9 protein-coding genes are annotated in these 17,838 nt (G+C 44.4%); 8 read left to right on the forward strand and 1 reads right to left on the reverse strand.

Annotated features, from left to right (window positions below):
• The first annotated feature begins 702 nt into the window (after nucleotides 1-702).
• The 8 genes from H524_RS16880 (at nucleotide 703) to H524_RS0112375 (ending at nucleotide 13,018) form a co-directional block, all read left to right on the forward strand.
• Nucleotides 703-1,539: a 4Fe-4S dicluster domain-containing protein gene (locus H524_RS16880; RefSeq protein WP_052339098.1), complete on the forward strand. Its 837-nt coding sequence runs from the start codon at nucleotides 703-705 to the stop codon at nucleotides 1,537-1,539.
• Between the two features lie 1,379 nt (nucleotides 1,540-2,918).
• On the forward strand, nucleotides 2,919-5,429 hold the full coding sequence (locus H524_RS0112340; RefSeq protein ID WP_027940402.1) for a PP2C family protein-serine/threonine phosphatase: 2,511 nt from the start codon (nucleotides 2,919-2,921) through the stop codon (nucleotides 5,427-5,429).
• 1,356 nt (nucleotides 5,430-6,785) lie between these two features.
• Nucleotides 6,786-8,096, forward strand: a complete 1,311-nt coding sequence (gene brnQ, locus H524_RS0112345; RefSeq protein ID WP_027940403.1) for a branched-chain amino acid transport system II carrier protein — start codon at nucleotides 6,786-6,788, stop codon at nucleotides 8,094-8,096.
• A 656-nt stretch (nucleotides 8,097-8,752) separates the two neighbouring features.
• On the forward strand, nucleotides 8,753-9,742 hold the full coding sequence (locus H524_RS0112350) for a flagellin N-terminal helical domain-containing protein (protein WP_027940404.1): 990 nt from the start codon (nucleotides 8,753-8,755) through the stop codon (nucleotides 9,740-9,742).
• Nucleotides 9,743-9,760: 18 nt separating this feature from the next.
• Nucleotides 9,761-10,744: a flagellin N-terminal helical domain-containing protein gene (locus H524_RS0112355; RefSeq protein WP_027940405.1), complete on the forward strand. Its 984-nt coding sequence runs from the start codon at nucleotides 9,761-9,763 to the stop codon at nucleotides 10,742-10,744.
• 315 nt (nucleotides 10,745-11,059) lie between these two features.
• Complete coding sequence (locus H524_RS0112365) at nucleotides 11,060-11,635, forward strand: hypothetical protein (protein WP_156907620.1); 576 nt, start codon at nucleotides 11,060-11,062, stop codon at nucleotides 11,633-11,635.
• 311 nt (nucleotides 11,636-11,946) lie between these two features.
• Nucleotides 11,947-12,069, forward strand: coding sequence for a hypothetical protein (locus H524_RS17915; protein WP_281171322.1), 123 nt, complete (start codon nucleotides 11,947-11,949; stop codon nucleotides 12,067-12,069).
• Nucleotides 12,070-12,340: 271 nt separating this feature from the next.
• Nucleotides 12,341-13,018: a hypothetical protein gene (locus H524_RS0112375; RefSeq protein ID WP_156907621.1), complete on the forward strand. Its 678-nt coding sequence runs from the start codon at nucleotides 12,341-12,343 to the stop codon at nucleotides 13,016-13,018.
• A 150-nt stretch (nucleotides 13,019-13,168) separates the two neighbouring features.
• On the opposite strand, the gene H524_RS16885 is transcribed toward H524_RS0112375, so the two are convergent.
• Entirely contained in the window at nucleotides 13,169-17,752 is a 4,584-nt protein-coding gene (locus H524_RS16885; RefSeq protein WP_027940409.1) for a hypothetical protein, read from the reverse strand.
• Nucleotides 17,753-17,838 lie beyond the last annotated feature (86 nt).

Raw genomic sequence — 17,838 nt, forward strand, 5'->3', positions numbered from 1 at the left:
ATTGACGTTCAACGACTCTCAATGATTATTTTTGAGCATGGTGACTCGCTTCCAAAAGCCGTTAGTCTTGATGCGGCCGTCTTCTTAAGCTTAGTATAAGATGGTAGAAGATCTTACGAACGGGTTTTAGTGGCAGTGTACACTGCAGCTGTGTTTGAGACTGAAGCTTTAGTCGCAGCATGGGCTGTTTTTTGGCGACTTGGCTTTGCGGCTCTGTTGATGCGGGTAATGCTTGTGACCTTGGCTATAGATGTAGCTACCACGCAAGGCAGGCTATTTTATTGGAGGCACATTTCTTTAGGCGGTGAGCCATAGTCCCAGATAAAGATCGAGAGCTAAAGAGTTAAGAGGCATAGCAAGATTGATGTGAAAGTGAAGGAGCGATCGATCAGATCGATCGGCTCGAGCAGCGGATCATGGCAAGAAAGGCCGAGTGTGTCGACTCATTGGTGATGGTATGCAGAATTTTGGTGTAGCTAGGCTCGTATGGTCATTTTATGGTGGGTATTGATGGGCTAGAATGCTGTTTTTATGGGGTTCTTGAGCCCGTGGCGACTTCAGTAGTCAAGGCATGACTATCTGTAGCGCAATGTTATGCATTTATAGTATAGAATGGTAATTGAACAATATTTTTGTTAAATATGCGTCAGGCTCTGCTGTGCGCACTATGTGCTTGCCTCTTTGGACATAGGATCTGTTTTCATGTCAGTTAATCGCGTTGTTGTTGCTCACTTTTCTCCAACTGGTGGCACCAAGAAAGTTGCCATGGCATTAGAGGACGGTCTTTTAGACCTGAGCCCAAAGTATCGCTACCAAGTCATCACATACAATTACCTCTCACCCATGCAAAGAGAGCAGCGTGTACCTGAGTTTACGCCTAACGACCTCTTAGTCTTATGCTATCCAGTCTATTTTGGTCGTATGCCATCTTGTTTAGAACAATGGCCGCAGCTAAAAGGCAATGGCGCTAAGGCCGTGGTGTGCTCAGTTTACGGTAACCGTGCTATAGAAGATGCTGAGCGTGAGACTATTACTATGCTCAAAGAGCATGGCTTTGAGGTGATTGCGTCATTAGAAGCCATTGCTGAGCACTCTCAGGATCGTACCTTAGCCTCACACCGACCAGATAAGCGCGACAAAGAACAGCTCAGCACCATGGCCCGCAGCATTATCGAAAAAGTATGTGAAGCCGAGGCTAAGAATAGCCCTCTACCTAGCTTTAATGTCGATACCACCACGCCTTACCGTGAAAGATCCAAGATTAAGGCTACCCCAAAACTTTTAGATATTTCCACCTGCAACGAGTGTGGTCGCTGTGCCGAGGTATGCCCAGCTGGCATTATCGATCGCCATACCCATGAGATCATTCCAGGTATGGAGCATAAGTGCATGGGCTGTCGTGCCTGCATCACTACCTGCCGTGTGGGTATTCGTGGCTTTCTTTGTGAAGATAATCTTGAGATCATCAAACAAATGGTCAACATCAAAGAGCTCAACCGCGCCCGCAAGCATAACCTCCTTAAGTGGCCAGGTGCCTAAACTACTCAAATGGCAAGCTTATTAAGCTGTTAAATGGCCTGAGGCATAATTTACTTGATTTGATACAGGCCATATCACTAAGTTCACTCTTAGATCTAAACACGCCACACTCTATTATCTTATGGGTCAGCTTTCTTAGCTGACCACATCATCTCAAGATCAGCTCTTGCAAGAGCCTTATCAGGCTGCTTTCCGTGTTTTTGCAAAATTGGGCATAGCTCGTTCTTAATGGGACTACTAATGAGCCCATTTTTACTAGCGGCGCTAGTAAGTACTAGCCGCTGCAGCTATGGCGCGTGAAAAGCTTGAAAGCTTAAGATGACTTTTGTGGTGTAATTAGATTTGTTGGTTCGATGGTGAATAAGAATCTCAATTAGGAATTTGTCTATGATGGCTGTAAGCCATCAATTGCACTATTTGTAGAGCTTGATCTTGCGTGATAAGGTTCGCATCTTTACAAAAAACTTGTCACCTGTAATCTCTTAGACAATCCCGTATTTAAGCGAATTTTAGGCATGGCCTTTTGCCTATTTTGATCTCTTCGTGGCTTTATTTTGGCTAGATCATTGTGTACTAGCTGCCTGTGATGACGATCATTTTTTAGACTCTACAAGTGTCAAGACAATAGCCGCAATGCTTGCTACAGTGCGCCTTTATGTACTCTTCGTGCTATAATTTTTTCGATGTGACCCAGCATATTATGCATGCAAGAGTTAAGGGGATACTGATCTCCTCTAACACGCTCTTAAGAGAGCCTGCTCTAAGATCTTAAGTCTCTTATACAGGTTCTTTAACAACAGTTTCTTTATGCTATGAGAGTTGCAAACATCTTTAACTTGCGCTTTAAGATCGCAAGATAGATAGAAGCTTTTACTCTCATATTATGTTGCCGCATCTATGATCTTGTGGTGCTACTAGTTAAAAGCGATTGCTTTTAGGCACATCTTTTTATGATGATGCTTTCAGCTCTTGCTTAGGTTCTAGAGCATATTAACAGTCTGATGTGGCGTTAAAGTTAAGATTAAGATCGTGGCTTTGCTTGTTTGATTTTGTGCATAAAGCTTTGGGACTTAAAGCAAGTCTTTAGGCTTTAGCTTGGTACTTACAAGTTGTTTGTTCACTAAGTTAGGTACATGCACATTTAAGGCACTAAGACTTTGGCACTCGATGCCAAAGCCTATGGGCTGTTACTTTTTATGCTGTTGTTGTCTTAAGATCGTTTTGCTGCTGTGAAAATAGCAGGGTTGGTTTAGGTTTTCGCTAGGTTTTGACGGTTTTCTACTGAGCATTGTGGCTTAGTGGTAGCCTTTGCATCAGAGTATGATCTTTCATCACGATGCTTATGCGAAGGCGCAAAGCCCTGAGAAAAGGAAATTCTTGTGAAGCTGCAAGCTTGCTCTAAAGTCATTACGTTAAATGCGATTGGTTTTACCCTCTGTGCTGCGGGCTCTTTATTTACATTAAGCTCCGCACAGCAAAGCATTGACGACACCTACAAGAATAAGGTGCAGTCTGCGATTTCTAGCGCCAACTCCGATCTCATTCATTACGTGCATCGTATTGACAATGATTACTATCAGCTCGTCAATATGTCGCTATCTAATGTGCTTTCTCTCAACCGTGAGGTCTATCTTAAAGACCCTCTCTTATCTTTCTTTGAGAGAAACATCCGTGCCCCATCAAGCTACTCTAATGGCGAGTACTTAAAGTACGCTTTAGACGCCTTAAACTATTACAAGATTCCTTATGCTTGCTACGATCTTAAGAGCAAGGAGCTTGAAGTTTTTGGTATAAAAGATGAGAAGCTAAAGAGCCGCTTATTAAAGGCTCACACTCAAGATGGCGCTACTTTAGAAGATCTCATTAAGCAGCCTTCAGCCTTAACTCAAAGCTTTAGCATCATGTACTCAGGGAGTGATACTTACCTGTGTCTAAAAATCTTTGACCAAGGCGCGAACAAGAATTACTACGTCTTCTCAAGCTATTTAAGCGTGCTTGAGAACACTAACCTCGACGTTAAGAAGATCTTCTCAGATATCGATCCTATGATGCAGGACATCTTAAAGGACGATGCTGTCATGATCGTACGTCGTGGTCAGACTGTCTTTAAGACCAATCAATTTGATCTTAAATTAGACTCTCACCTCAATAACCTACGCTCCATGGTAGGCGTACGTATTGTTGATAGTAAGGGCAATATAGTAAACGATCCAACTAAGCTCTCAAGCTCAGATAATGCCTCAATCTTAGGCGTCTCTTACTTACGTAGTATCAACTCTTACATTATCTTAAAGCGTCCTTTCACAACTTATTATGAAAGCGACTCTCTGCTCTTAATTGCCCGCATTGCACTGGTTATATTGTGCTTAGTCTTCATGGGACTGATCACTCGCGAGATCTTGCGTTCATATCGCGATGACAAGCGTGAGTTTAAGCATGTGGCATCCTTAGTTAATCGTTTAACTAACATGCCATACGATACTTTCTTAGTGAAGGTTCACGAGGCTCATCAGGCTTATTTAGAGCACAAGGCTAAGCAAAATGCTGCAGCCTCTACTTCTGATACTTTAGCAGAGGGTGCCAAAACCGAAGCAAGCGCTGCAAGTGCCACTACCGACGCAGCAGATGCCAATGCAAGTGCAACAGACAGCGCTGCGAATAATAATGTTGCAGCCAATGAGAACACTACTGCTGCACCAGAGGGCTCTACAGCTGACACTACTGCAGCTACCGCTAATAGCAACAACAACACTCAAGAGGATAAGCAACAAGCTCTTGAGAGTGTTGAGGGTATTGCTAAGGCTGTTGACACTAAGCTTGAGAAAGACGCTAAAGAGCATATTGATGCAGCTAAGGCTGAAACTGAGTCAGATCAGGTTAAGGCCGATAATGACGATGAAGGTGCAGAGCATATCGATGAAAACAACGATATAAGCTTAATGCCTACTGAGAAACTCAGCGAAGAGGCTATTAACTTCATCGAGAACTACATCTTAGAAGATCTCTTAAAGAATAGTGGTGTTGAGGCTGACTCAATTACTGGCGAGGCTCTCTTAGGCACTATTCATATTGCTCTAAGCGCTGAGCTTAAGTCATCTCAGCAAATTAGCGAGCTTAAGACTGAGTTTAAGAACCGCATTCCTATCTTCCGTAAAGAAGGTCAGTTCATTGCCGCACGTAAGATGCTGCTCAATACCCTGCCTTCAGAAGATGCTATGCCTTCTTCTAACTTTGTTGATTTTGCAGCTTTCACCGTACCAGCCCGAGAGCTTTCTGGTAACTTCTATCTGATTCGTCGTATTGATGAGAACAATCTTGCTTTCATCATTGGCGATTGCTGCTCTATTGGTATTAAGGCTGCCTATACCGCTACTGTAATTAAGACTTTAGTGGATGAGGCCTTAAGACTGTCACTTGATCCGCCTAGTATGATGAGCTACATCAATGACCGTCTGTGCGAAGAGCGCAATGTTGCCTCAGTAGGCTTATTTATCAGCATCATCTCTGAGATGACCGGTAATGTAATTGCCTGCAACGCTGGCCATACTAGCCCAATTGTGATTGACGATAATGGCCCTCACTTCATGTGCGAGCCAAATGATAAGCGCTTAGGCCGTAATCAGGGTGAGACCTTTGAGCTGAGCAAGTGCTACCTTGCTAACAATGATATGGTACTGCTCTACTCACAGGGCATCGTTAACGTCCGCAATAGCAATGACGAGCTCTTTGGTATGGAGCGTCTGCTTGACCACTGCGATAACAGCGCAGGTCTACGTGCTGATGAACTTATCATCCGCATCCTCAATGACATCAAGCAGCATAAGGGCAAGCGTCCATTCCGTGAGGACGTCTCCTTAATCAGCTTCAAGCAGCTGCGTATCCGCTTCTAAAGCCACAGCTAAAGCTGATAGCTAGCCAAAAGCTCAATTATAAAGCTTCATCTCAAGGGCACGTTCGCTAATCGACCGTGCCCTTGTGCTATCTGCAGCCACACCGCCTAGCGATCACCAAAGCCAGCGCACCGCTACAAGCCAGATCAACAATAACTGCCATTAAACTGCAGCTCGCATGTGAACAGTTCAACTATCAAATTCCCCCAACAAGACCAAACGCCCTCTTGGCTCATGCACTCAAGCACAAGGCTCAACACCTCTTTGCTCATGCATTCAAACTCAAGGTGCTGCAAATGATAAGGCAGACTTGTGTGTATTACTGCAGCCGTAGACGCATAGGCATAGGCATAGAACTAGTCATTGGCAGATACTCAGACGTTCGCTAAATCGTGCTCATGAAGGCTGATACCTAGATATACCGACTACCGCGCTTGAAGATACAAAGATGCGAGGTCTGCTTAAGAATTGCACTTGTGTATGCGTTTTTAGTGAAAGGAAGGCTGTACTTTTTTATTGCACTAAAGTTGAGGGTAAACAAAAGTGCCTTTGTTTTGGGTAAATTTGCATCAAGGCCATATTTGAGGGATTTATACGATCGGCATTGTAAATTTTGCAGCTTAAGCCCTAACCTGTATGGTGCCTAATCAGTGCAAAAAGTGCGTACCAAAAGTGATCAATCGTTGTCTTTAGTTGGGCATTGCATCAATTTTGTGCAATTTATGGGAATTTGATGAGTTCAAGATCACAGTTAAAAAGCGTCAAAAAGCCCATAGAATGGCCATTTAATCTATGTATCTAGATAAAACTCGAGATCAGTACCTTTGACGGTTAAATTGCCTTAAAGATGCCATTTTTATAGTTTATGGCATAATTAATCCCGACGATAATCATCACTCGACATAAGACTTTGTTTAGCAACACATTCTAGTGCAAGCAAGTCACCTGTCAGGGTCGGTCAGGAGATGCACAGACGCAGGGTTACAATCCCTGCTTTTTTATCGGTGCTCTCTTTTATGAACTCTTGAAGTTCAAACGATAGAAATCGGCTGTCGTTGTACTACGAGCAGCACGGTTATTAGGCGCTCTAGCGCAATCTTATGCATGCTTACCGGCGTTTGCATCAGATCTAGATTATGTGGCCACACTTACCTGTATGTGTCCATATGACTCAACTTTTAACCGTAAACAAGTCCAAGCAATAGCATCTACACCAATTGATGCTCATGATGTTAAGTACATCTAAGCTTTGCTAACTGCCTAGTACTGTCACTGACTCTAAACGGATGCGACTTAATATGCCGCTTACCGGCGGCTCAGTCTTGAAGTCGAGACGAACTATTTAAAGGCTTTTCTATGTCAAAACTTACAATCAAGGAAATTATCTTGCTCGGCATGACCAACTTTGCATTATATGTTGGTGCTGGCAACATTATTTTCCCACCGATCTTGGGATTACAGGCCGGAACTAATGTATTCCCTGCTGCTATTGGCTTCTTAATCACTGGTGTTGGTCTCCCTGTTATCGCTGCTGTGGCTATGGCTCGTTTAGGCGGCTCCATGGAGAAACTGTGTGAACCAATCGGTGCAAAAGCTGGCTTCTTAGCTGTTGCAGTGTGCTTCTTATCCATTGGCCCTCTCTTTGCGATCCCACGTACCGCAACTGTGGCCTACGAACTGGCTATTAAGCCTTTCGTTAGCGAAGACACCAACCTGCTCCCAGGCTACTCAGTGTTCTACTTTATCATTGCTCTGATCTTTGCTCTTTACCCAGCTAAGATTCTTGACACTGTAGGCAAGATCTTATCCCCAATTAAGATCGCAGCACTGTTAATCCTCTGCGTAACTGCATTTGTGTTAGCTCCATCTGAGCCAGTTGATCCACAGGCTGAATTCGTAACTGGTGCATTTACCTTAGGCTTCGTTAACGGCTACTTAACCTTAGATACCTTAGCTTCTTTAGCATTCTCCATCATTATCGTTAATGCTATTCGCTCCCACGGTGTAACTGAGGTTCGCCCTGTAACTAAGTACGCTATTATCTCTGGCTGTCTCGCTGGTCTTGGCCTGGCATTCATCTACGTATGTCTGTTCAAGCTTGGCAACGAGTCCTTCACTTTAGCTCCAAAGGCTACTAACGGCGCTGAGGTATTAAGCGGCTACGTTAACTACGCATACGGCACCTTCGGTAACATCTTCCTTGCAATCTTAATTATTGCTGCATGTATGGTTACCGCTATCGGTCTTATCTGCGCCTGTTCTTCATACTTCGAGAACGTATGGCCAATCAAGTACCGTACCTACGCTATTATCTTTGCTGTTGTTTCCTGCGGTATTGCTAACTTCGGTTTAACTACCTTAATTAACATCTCCGTACCTGCTCTGATTTCCGTGTACCCAATGTTCATCGTACTCGTGATGACCTCTTTCATCCGCGATTACTTCAAGAACCAGCGCTTAGTTATTGCTCCAGTTGCCGCTTTAGCTTTAGTATTCGGTCTCAACGATGGTATCGAGGCTGCTGGTTTCAACATTCTGCCAGACTCAGTCAAGGCTATGTTACCAATGTATGACAATGACCTGTCATGGTTAGTACCTTGCATCGTACTCTGCGTGATCATGTACTTTGTTGACCGCGCTAAGAGCACCAAGGCAGAAGCTGCCTAATACATAACAAACCTCATAAAGATTCGCCTTGCGAATCGCCAAAGGCCCGCCTCGTGCGGGCCTATTTATTTCCGCCAGCAAAGCCCCTCACCTGGCAATGCATCAACGCCCCTCACCTTTAAAAACCATTCACCTCAAATCCACTTGCAGCACTAGCGTTCAATCTACAACCGCAAAAGATCACAGCAGCTAGAAGCACAGTATTTATCTGTGTATCTATTCATTACAAGCGCTACATACAAGGCTGGCTCTAAGTAATTACACTATTTGGCTTATAAATCAGGATCACAACAGTTAACCCGAAAAACAATAAAAATAGTCATGGCAAACAATTAAACTTTAGTAAAATGTTACCGACACTTCAGTTTGCAATTTAACAGTAATCAACTAGCAAAATACTCTAATAAACTTCATATATAAGCCATTTAACTAAAATCATAGATAACCTGTTATGTACACAGGATATTTAACTGACTGTAAACAACAATCTGCGAGCTCGCGTTATAACGGGCAGAAGGCGATAGTAAAAAGAGATCAGAACTAAGCTTTAGCTGTGAGATCACTGCTTCGCAATAATAGAATTCATAAGCTCTTTCATGCAGGCTAGCCCTGTTATCTCATTCAAAGAGCAAACAACTAACTAAAAGGGTCTAGCCATGCCAGTATATGTGAATACAAATTATTCAGCCCTTCAAGGCCAACGCTACTTAGGCAACGTACAGAACTCCTTAACTACTACATATCAGCGCCTATCATCAGGACTTCGTATCAATAGTGCAAAAGATGACGCTGCAGGCCTCCAGATCGCAGACCGTTTAACAAGCCAGATCAATGGCCTCAATCAAGGCAATCGCAACGCATCTGATGGTATCGCCTTAGCTCAGACCATCGAATCAGGCATGGACGAGATCTCAGGCATGCTCCAAAAGATCCGTACCTTAACTGTACAGGCAGCTAATGGTACTAACACTAAAGAAGATCGCGCAGCTCTGTCAAAGGAAGCAACCGCTTTAGCAACCGAGATTAATCGAATTGCTACTCAAACCACTTTTGCTGGCAAAACTGTGCTGAACGGCATGGGCGAATCATCTATCTTTGGCAAAGACGGTGCTGCTGGTGGTGCAGGTCAAAACGGTACAGCTGGCAAAGCAGGCAAAACTGGAACCATGACGTTGCAGGTCGGCTCAAACAAGGGAGACATCATCTCTTTTGACATTGACTCTGTAATGTTTTCAAAAATTGCTGTTGAAGCTGGTAATGGCGGCAAGCTTATAGGTGCTGACAAAATTTTTAAAACAGACAACAATACAGGAGCTGTGACAGTTACATTCACAAAGGCTGACTTTGCAAATGCTGCCAACGATGCATATATCGGAAAAGTTATTGAACTAATGGATACTGCCATTTCTAAAGTTGATGGCATGCGTGCTGGGTTAGGCGCGATCCAAAACAGACTTGAAAGTTCCATCCGCAACCAGTCTAACGTTGCTGCTAATGAAGCTGATGCACGCTCACGTATTCGTGATGCTGATTTCGCTGAAGAGTCTGCTAACCTGTCACAGCAGTCAATCATTCAGCAGGCTGCTGCTTCCATGCTGATGCAAGCCAATACCCGTCCACAGCTCGGTCTGAGCCTTTTAGGCTAATCTGAGGAGTACATCAAAATGGCAGTATATGTTAATACAAATTACTCAGCTCTTCAGGGCCAGCGCTACTTAGGCAATGTTCAGAACTCACTGACTACCACATATCAGAGATTATCATCAGGTCTTCGTATCAATAGCGCAAAAGATGACGCTGCAGGTCTCCAGATCGCTGATCGTCTGACATCCCAGATTAATGGTCTCAACCAGGGTAACCGCAACGCTGCAGACGGTATCGCATTAGCTCAGACTATTGAAGCAGGCATGGATGAGATCTCAGGCATGCTTCAGAAGATGCGTACTTTAACTGTACAAGCAGCAAACGGCACTAACACTGCACAAGATCGTGCTGCTTTATCAAAGGAAGTTGCTTCATTAGCCACTGAAGTTAACCGTATTGCCACTCAGACTACCTTTGCTGGTAAGAAGGTTCTGAATGGTAAAGGCACAGACTCTATTTTCGGTGCAGCTGGTGGCGCTGGTGGTCCTGGTGGTGCAGGTAATAACGGCACTGCAGGTAAAGCTGGTGATAAAGGCACTATGACTTTACAAGTCGGATCCAATAAGGGTGACGTGATATCATTTGATGTTGAGTCAGTTATGTTCTCACAACTCACTGGCAATATTACTGACCTTATTGGTAATGGCAAGGTATTCTCAACTAACAATAATACTGGTCAGATTAGTGTTACTTTTACCAAGGCAACAACAGGTAATGGCAACGACTCATTTGGTGCCATCATTCAGTTATTTGACAGTGCAATCTCTAAGGTAGATGGCATGCGTGCCGGGTTAGGTGCTATCCAGAACAGACTTGAGTCATCTATTCGCAACCAGTCTAATGTGGCTGCTAATGAGGCTGATGCACGCTCACGTATTCGTGATGCTGACTTCGCTGAAGAGTCTGCTAACCTGTCACAGCAGTCCATCATCCAGCAGGCAGCTGCTTCCATGCTGATGCAGGCTAATACCCGTCCACAGCTGGGCTTAAGCCTCTTGGGCTAATGATTGTGCGCGGTTAGCGTTTTTCCTATTTGTTTTTTTAAGGCAGCCTAGGGGCTGCCTTTTTTTCTTTTGATGGGTCTTGTTGACAAGCTGAGAGTGTAAATGCAGACAGGGTATTATTTTCATTTCGCCATAATTTATACTATTTAGTCTGTTTCTGATAAAATCTGAGGCAATTTTGATAATGCCTGTATGCATAAGTGTCTTAGTTAGTGTTGCTTATAAGCTTTGCAATAACGTTTGCAATTAAAATAATCCTGATGCGCTCTAACTTTAAGCACGATACTAATCGCCTTACGATAGAGAAGATTTGGCGTGACTCCAAAAGAACTTGAAAAGATCATAAAACTTAGAAAGAACTTTATGAGATCTGAAGAGATCCTTGCTGTAATGAAAATCTCTCCATCATCTCTTGATCGTGTTGTTCAATTTCTTGGCTATCATGGAGAGTATGAACTACGTCGTTGCGGTGGTCTTGTTGACCACTCATTGCCACTTGACGACGATCGCTATGCCTCCATTGCAGAATATGCTGTAGCCCATGACTGGGGTGCAGATAAGGCTGCTATTATTTTCAAGGTTAACCGTAATCATCTACGTCTGTTTATTAACAGAAGAAAGAACGCTGGTGAGCCAATTCATGACCATATGGCTGAACTACCGCCAAAGGTTTCTTTAAATCGTGAGTATGATCCGTGTCGTCGTGGCTTTAGACGTGCTGTAGTCTTAAGCTTAAATCCAGGCCCTGAACTCCCTGCTCCTAGTCTCCAGGCTCGCAAAGGCGTAAAGTCTAAGTTACTCACTGCCAAGCCTAAGCGTGAGCCGCTTGGTCCAAAGGATGGCCTGAAAATTAAAAATGTCCCAAAGCTATCTTTGGATCTCGAAAAATAAGCTCTTCCTATTTTCTAAGCCACTGCACGAGATGCAGTGGTGTTGCCCTATTCTCTTATTAGGCTAGTCTCTCTTTAGCCTTGAGCAATTGTGTTCATGAGATAAGATTAGCTTTATGCATCTTGTTTGCATTCATCTATTCAATAGCAGCCCTTAATCTTTTTTTATGAGGCATGACGGTTTCGTAAACATAATTACCTTTTGCACCTTTGTTTCTTGTATTGCACGCGCCAGTTCTTTTTGCGCAAGAAATTTACCTCAAAGATGTGACCTACATTTCATTACACAGCCTAACTAGGTCACTTGCTTGTATGACCTTATGTTTTAGACTGATCTGCTGTGCTATGGTATTTAGCGTTGGTGCAAAAGACGGCTTGCTTTTGGTGCAAGTATTTGTGGATAAGCCTTTTGTTGCTGCAGCTAAGATTGCTTAACTTTAGTTGGCTGTTTAGTTGCTGACAAAAACGCTGTGTTCTTGTGTACCGACTTAAGCTCAATCATAGTGAGGCTAAAGCCTCTTATTTTGGTATGTCTATGCTTGTCTAGAGCATCAGAAAGATGCTTACTACTCTTATCTTTTAAGAGCCCAAGCAACCCTTCTTAGTGACACGTACAAGCAGACATCTCGGTATCATGCTTTAAGGCCATGGTATCGCTAGAGTTGTTGTATATTTAGATTGAGCGATGTGCTGTGAAGGAACGATTATGAGGCTAAGGGATTATCAGGTGTACCATGCTACGTTTGAGCCTTGTATTGTGCAAGGCAATAGCGAAGGCTTTAAAGCAGTAATCCATACTGTAGATATGGACATCATTACCTACGGTGTAGATTTTGATAATACTGTTAAGATGTCTCAAGCTGTAGTAACAGATATGGCCCACGCTATGTCTTTTGAAGAGGTGATACCTGCAGCCTTGCCAGTCTCAAAAGTTAATGTCCCTGACTCCTTCATGCATGGCACTAAAGCTGACGAGAACAAAGCTAGCTCTCAATTGCTCTACTGTTCAGCCGACATTAATCAACACCTCAAAGATCTCTTTAAAAACTCCGATACTCCTAGCGTTACTTACAATCTGGCTGATCCATCCTATGTTAGTGTGCTTGGTGATAGTGATGATTGTTCTACTAAAGCTCCTACCATCACAGTTCCAATTGAGCTACCTCTAGAAACAGCCTATAAGATTGTCATTGCTAACGAGATCATGCAGCACAGCATTGATTTTAGTAAGCTTTCTAAACAGCTAGGCTGGCGCAAAGCTGATCTTGAGAACAAGCTTGATTTCTACACCGACACCAACATCTTTGACTTAAAACTCATTGCCTCTAATCTTCATCTTGAAATTGATGAGGACGATGGACTGCAAAATCTTAAGGCCATTTAGCAAGATACGCTTGCTCGTGCGAGCAGGTTTGGCTTATGTTCGGTCTTTTGTTTGGGCAATGGCCCTCAGTGGCTGCATTTGCTCGTGCAGCAGCCATTAAAAAGGCGCTCTTTGTGGGAGCGCCTTTTTTAATGGAATCAAACTTAGTCTCTAACGTCTTTTACGTGAGTTGCGATTCCTATTTTTGCGATTGCCTTTGATGACTTGCTTGGTATCTACAATATCGTAGTCCTTGCTAGCACCTTGAGATAAGGCTGACATGACAACGTCTTCTGAGGCGATTGGGCCATCAGATACCTTACCTAAATCAACCACCTTATCGATAGCCTCATCAGATGAGGTTAAGTCGGTATCTGCGCTAACACCCTCAAGCAGATTATGCTCTGGCACCGCTGCAGCACTATCAACAGCGCTACCGCTTAAAGCCTCAGCACTCTCATTTCTTAAGACATCTGAGTTATTAGCCTCAGCCTGAGCATGTAATGCCTCACGCACAGCAGCGCTAGCAGCCTTAACAGGATCATCGAAATCTTCAGTAGCTTGAGCTTTAGCTGCTACGTATGGAACTTCTTCATCCTGCTGGTAAACAATAGTGCTTACCTTGCTCTCTTCGCTCTTGCTTTCCTCAACTTGTTCCTCAGCAGCCTGTGGCTTTACATTGGTCTCAGTAGCGCTCTGAGCTGGGTTTACGACATTTGCAGCACCTTGTTCACTTGCAGCAACCTCAGCTTTTTCTTCGCTCTTAGGCTCAGAATCATGCATGTCTTGCTCTGCAACGTTCTTATTGTGCTTGTTATGACGCTTAACCTTAATCTCGAGATTTGAATCATCAGTTACGATGGACTCAACTGCAACCTCAACATTCTGCTCTTGAGCTGCAGTCTCGATCTTTTCTTGAGCCAACTCAGTCTTTTGCTCTGGAGCAGTCTCAAGCTTGGTGTCAGCTACTGTCTCTGCCTTTGGTGCTACTTGTGATTCAGTCTTCTGCTCAGCCTTAGGCTCATCCTTTTGTTCTACCTTTGGCTCTGGCTGTGATTCAGCCTTCTGCTCAACCTTAGGCTCAGCTTTCTGCTCAGCCTTTGGCTCTTCTTTTACAGGAGCTAGTGTCTCTTGAGCCTTAACTGTCTCTTCAGCTGCTGGTGCTACAGGCTCTTTAGCTACCTTGGCCTCTGGGGTTGGAGCTACTGGAGCTGAAGGTGCAGCTGCGACTGGGGCACTTGCTGCAGGAGCTTGAGCGCTTGCTGACTGCTCTGCTGCTTGGGCTGCTACTTGAGCGTCTGCTGGAGCTGTGGCCTTGGCGACCTTACGGTGCTTTGGCTCGGCATGAATCTGAATTGGTACCTTAGCGTAATCAGGAATGTGCTCTTCGCCAGTGTTGACGTTTTCTTGACCTGATTTAGGCAGAATTAAGGAGGTTTCGGCAAAGCCGTAGTTCTTACCTGCGCGTGCCTCGGTAACCTCACTATCAGCCTCGATCATGGCATAAGCGTTAGCTGATGCCTGAGCTGCGGCTAAAGCTTGAGCTGCAGTTAACTCAATCTTGTGCATAAAATCATGCACGGAGATGATAGTAGTTGGAACCTCTTCTTGTTGCTTCTTAGCCTCTTCCTCGCGCTTTTTAGCCTCTAAGTCCTCAGTAAGCTTAGTAGAACGTGCAAAGTTCTGCTTTAAGCGCTGAGATGAGGTAACAATACGAGTGGAGGTATTGCCAACTAAGAGCTCGTTCTCAAGTAAGTCACTATCTACAGCATTATCTTGAGATTGTGACTTGTTCTCATCTTGAGCATTGCTAGCACTTGGCTTAGCTTTTAAAAACTCAGCTGGAGTATTGCCAATTACGGAGCCCTTAAACTCCTGCTCAGAGAAGATGGTGCCGTGAGCTGCTGCTAAATTACCCTCTAAGCTTGGGGTAAAGGCTGCAGCCTTAGAACGTACGATACGAACTGCGTCAGTCGGTAACTTACGCTCTGGTGCCTCGTGCACTACACCAACAATGCGAGTTGGACCAGAAGACTGCTCTGTAGATGCTATCTGTTGTTTCTGAGCGTACTTAACCTCATAAGAAGCGTCACGCACAATAGCGGTAACCACTTCACGAGCACTCTTAGTCTCCTGAGCATTATCTGCCTCAGACTTATCAGCATCTGCAGCGCCATCATCGCAAGGATCAGCGCTTTGTGCATCTTGAGCGGCATCATCTGATGCTTGATCTTGAGAGTCTTGGCTATCTGATGAGTGAGACTCGGCATCTTGTGCCAAAGCTTTGCTAGGCTCTTGCTCGTTTGATGCGTGATCTTGTACTTGAGTCTCCTCTGAGGCGCTTGCTAGCTCTTGAGAGAGCTCTTCAAGCTTTTCCTCTTCAAAAGCTTCAGCGGCAGCCTCAGCCTCAAGAGATTCAGATTTTTGTACCTGAGCAGTCTTTAAAGGCACTACAGGCTTGTTAGACTCAATACCAACAATGGTCTTATTGCCAGATGCGGTGACAAATACTGTGGCCTCATCTTGGACTACAGCTGTCTTAGATCTAACAATCAGCGTGGACTGGCTTTGAGCAGGAATACGCTCGTAGGTATTAACAGCTCTTTGAATGAGCTGATCGCCTACAGCTGACGCATCTCTAAGATCGTTAGTGTCGCTAGTCTTAAAGGCACCATTGCTACGTGATGCAGGAGATGAAAAGCCGTAATCGTTTTGCACGGCATAGCCTGCAATATCACGCATGGATTGTTTTTTATTAATGTTCTTCCTTAAGACTGAGCCAGCACTACGATGAGCGTCGTACTCATGGGTTAAGGCACCAAATCCTGTATTAGACATCAGGCCATAAGACTCATTGACTTGCTTAGCAGCTTCAATCTGAGTCTGTTCATATGGATTTACAGCCGAAATGTACTGACCAGATTGTGGAGCTTGTATAGCTGCAGCTGGACCAAAACTTACGGCATTGAGCTTGGTATTGGCTCTTGGGGCCTGTCGTCCGATTTGCGGGGAGACCGCTGAACGTGAATTGGAACGTGACATTCTGTTTGTATATGAGTAAGCGGCATCGTTCTGAGCATCGCCTTGAGCGTCATCATCTTGAGTGGATGCATGTGTATCCATGATGCTTGGCGCTACATAGGAGCCTTGCATATGAGCAGCTCGCTGAGCAGCATATGCTTTACGGCCAGTGGTTGCTGAGGTGATTGCCGAGAATGAATTTACGTCAAAGTCCTTCTCACTATGACTTTGTACGGCGTCTTCGCGCTTAGCACTCTGATCTTGTTCAGAAGTATTAGGCGCTGCATATGACTCTTGCTCGTCACTTGAATTAGCTAAAGCAGAGTTTGAGACAGCATCCATCTTCGTAATAATGGTTGAAGATGACTGTCTAGTGTATAACTCATTACCAATGTAACGAGCTTGGTTATTCACACTGGAATTCGGAGAAGATACGCTGATATGCGTTGCAGAGCTAAACTGCTTAGATAGCTCATCTTCATTGTATTTATCAGATACGTTAGCTCTCTCATGATCGCTAGCAACTGAGGTCTGTGCTGCACTTGCATGTGCTTGAGGGTTCACTTCAGTTTGTGATTGAGCGAGGTCTGCTGCTTGTGCTTGAGCATTAGCTACTGCTTGCGCTTTTGCTTGAGCCTGAGCTTGGGCTTGGGCTTGGGCTTTTGGAGTGTAACCTACCTGAATTTGTACTTTAGTGGCGCTGCTTGCTTGACTAAATGGCCCATCTTGCAATGATGCGCTGGTATAACGATAGCTTTGTGTAGGACGCTGCATAGCTTTTGGCAGCTGGTCTTTACTCATAGCAGCGTGATTATTGCTGCTGTCATTAAGCTGTGAATGCGATGCGCTATCGTATGGTTTAGCACTATAGTCAGCGGCGCTGTGTGCTGTGCCGTGTGCGGCTGTGCCATGCGGTGCAGCAACGTGAGCTGCTGCGGCGACACTTTTAATTTGCGCGGCTCTTTGGTTTCGCTCCATGAGCTGCGGCGTAATGAAATCTTTGAATGCAGGATCTTGACGAACCTGCATGCTATCAAGCTCATCGAGGGCAGCTTGTGAGGCCAGACGATCGTGAGTTTTACCAAGTTCACTACCAAATTGCTCTTGGTAATCAACTGGCACATGGTGTGAGCCTAGTAAATTGTTTTTAGATCTTAAGCCAATTTGATTGTAATCATCAGTGCCATGAGAGCGATTATCGTAAGCTGAGCTTGAGCTACGATTGTGTGCACCTGCAAGTGAGTTTGCATGTGATGAGGCCTGATTACCTTGCGTATGGCTATTAGTCCTAGGTGCTAATTCACCTTGAGAGACGATACCTGCAGCAGGGGCTACGCTATTGTCATTAGCACTTGAGTTTAAATGACCTGCTCCACGCGTTAAGGTTGGATTTAAAGTGGACTCAAAAGAAGCGCTTGAACCTTGGTCTGAAGGTGTCTGATTAGAGCTAACACTAGCCTTAGCACTATGAAAGTCACTCTTGCGTGAAGAGTATTTATTTGGCTTAACGTCGTTGTAGCCTTGCAGAGCAACACGCAAAGCATTGACGTTTACACCGTTAACTCCATCACCAAAGATATCAACTTTCTTTTGTGCTACTGGCTCTTGAGCATTAACTATCTGAGACAGTCGCTCAAGCGATGCCTTATCCATTACCTCATCTTCTTGACCATAAGCATAATCACTAATAGCCCTGTTGATAAGATTTTGGAGCTTATCATCGTTGGTTGCCATAATTCGCCATCCTTAGCTGCAACCAAGCAGCAATGACAGATCTCGAGCGAACTTGTACTCAAGATCCACTCTCATTTTGGTAAATG

Source organism: Anaerobiospirillum succiniciproducens DSM 6400 (genome assembly GCF_000482845.1).
Lineage (GTDB): Bacteria > Pseudomonadota > Gammaproteobacteria > Enterobacterales > Succinivibrionaceae > Anaerobiospirillum > Anaerobiospirillum succiniciproducens.

Bases quoted from the DNA above. Each gene is read 5' to 3' on its own strand.
- H524_RS16880 (WP_052339098.1), top strand. From the start codon at position 703: ATGTCAGTTAATCGCGTTGTTGTTGCTCACTTTTCTCCAACTGGTGGC.
- brnQ (WP_027940403.1), top strand. From the start codon at position 6,786: ATGTCAAAACTTACAATCAAGGAAATTATCTTGCTCGGCATGACCAAC.
- H524_RS0112350 (WP_027940404.1), top strand. From the start codon at position 8,753: ATGCCAGTATATGTGAATACAAATTATTCAGCCCTTCAAGGCCAACGC.
- H524_RS0112355 (WP_027940405.1), top strand. From the start codon at position 9,761: ATGGCAGTATATGTTAATACAAATTACTCAGCTCTTCAGGGCCAGCGC.
- H524_RS17915 (WP_281171322.1), top strand. From the start codon at position 11,947: ATGACCTTATGTTTTAGACTGATCTGCTGTGCTATGGTATTTAGCGTT.
- H524_RS0112375 (WP_156907621.1), top strand. From the start codon at position 12,341: ATGAGGCTAAGGGATTATCAGGTGTACCATGCTACGTTTGAGCCTTGT.
- H524_RS16885 (WP_027940409.1), bottom strand. From the start codon at position 17,752: ATGGCAACCAACGATGATAAGCTCCAAAATCTTATCAACAGGGCTATT.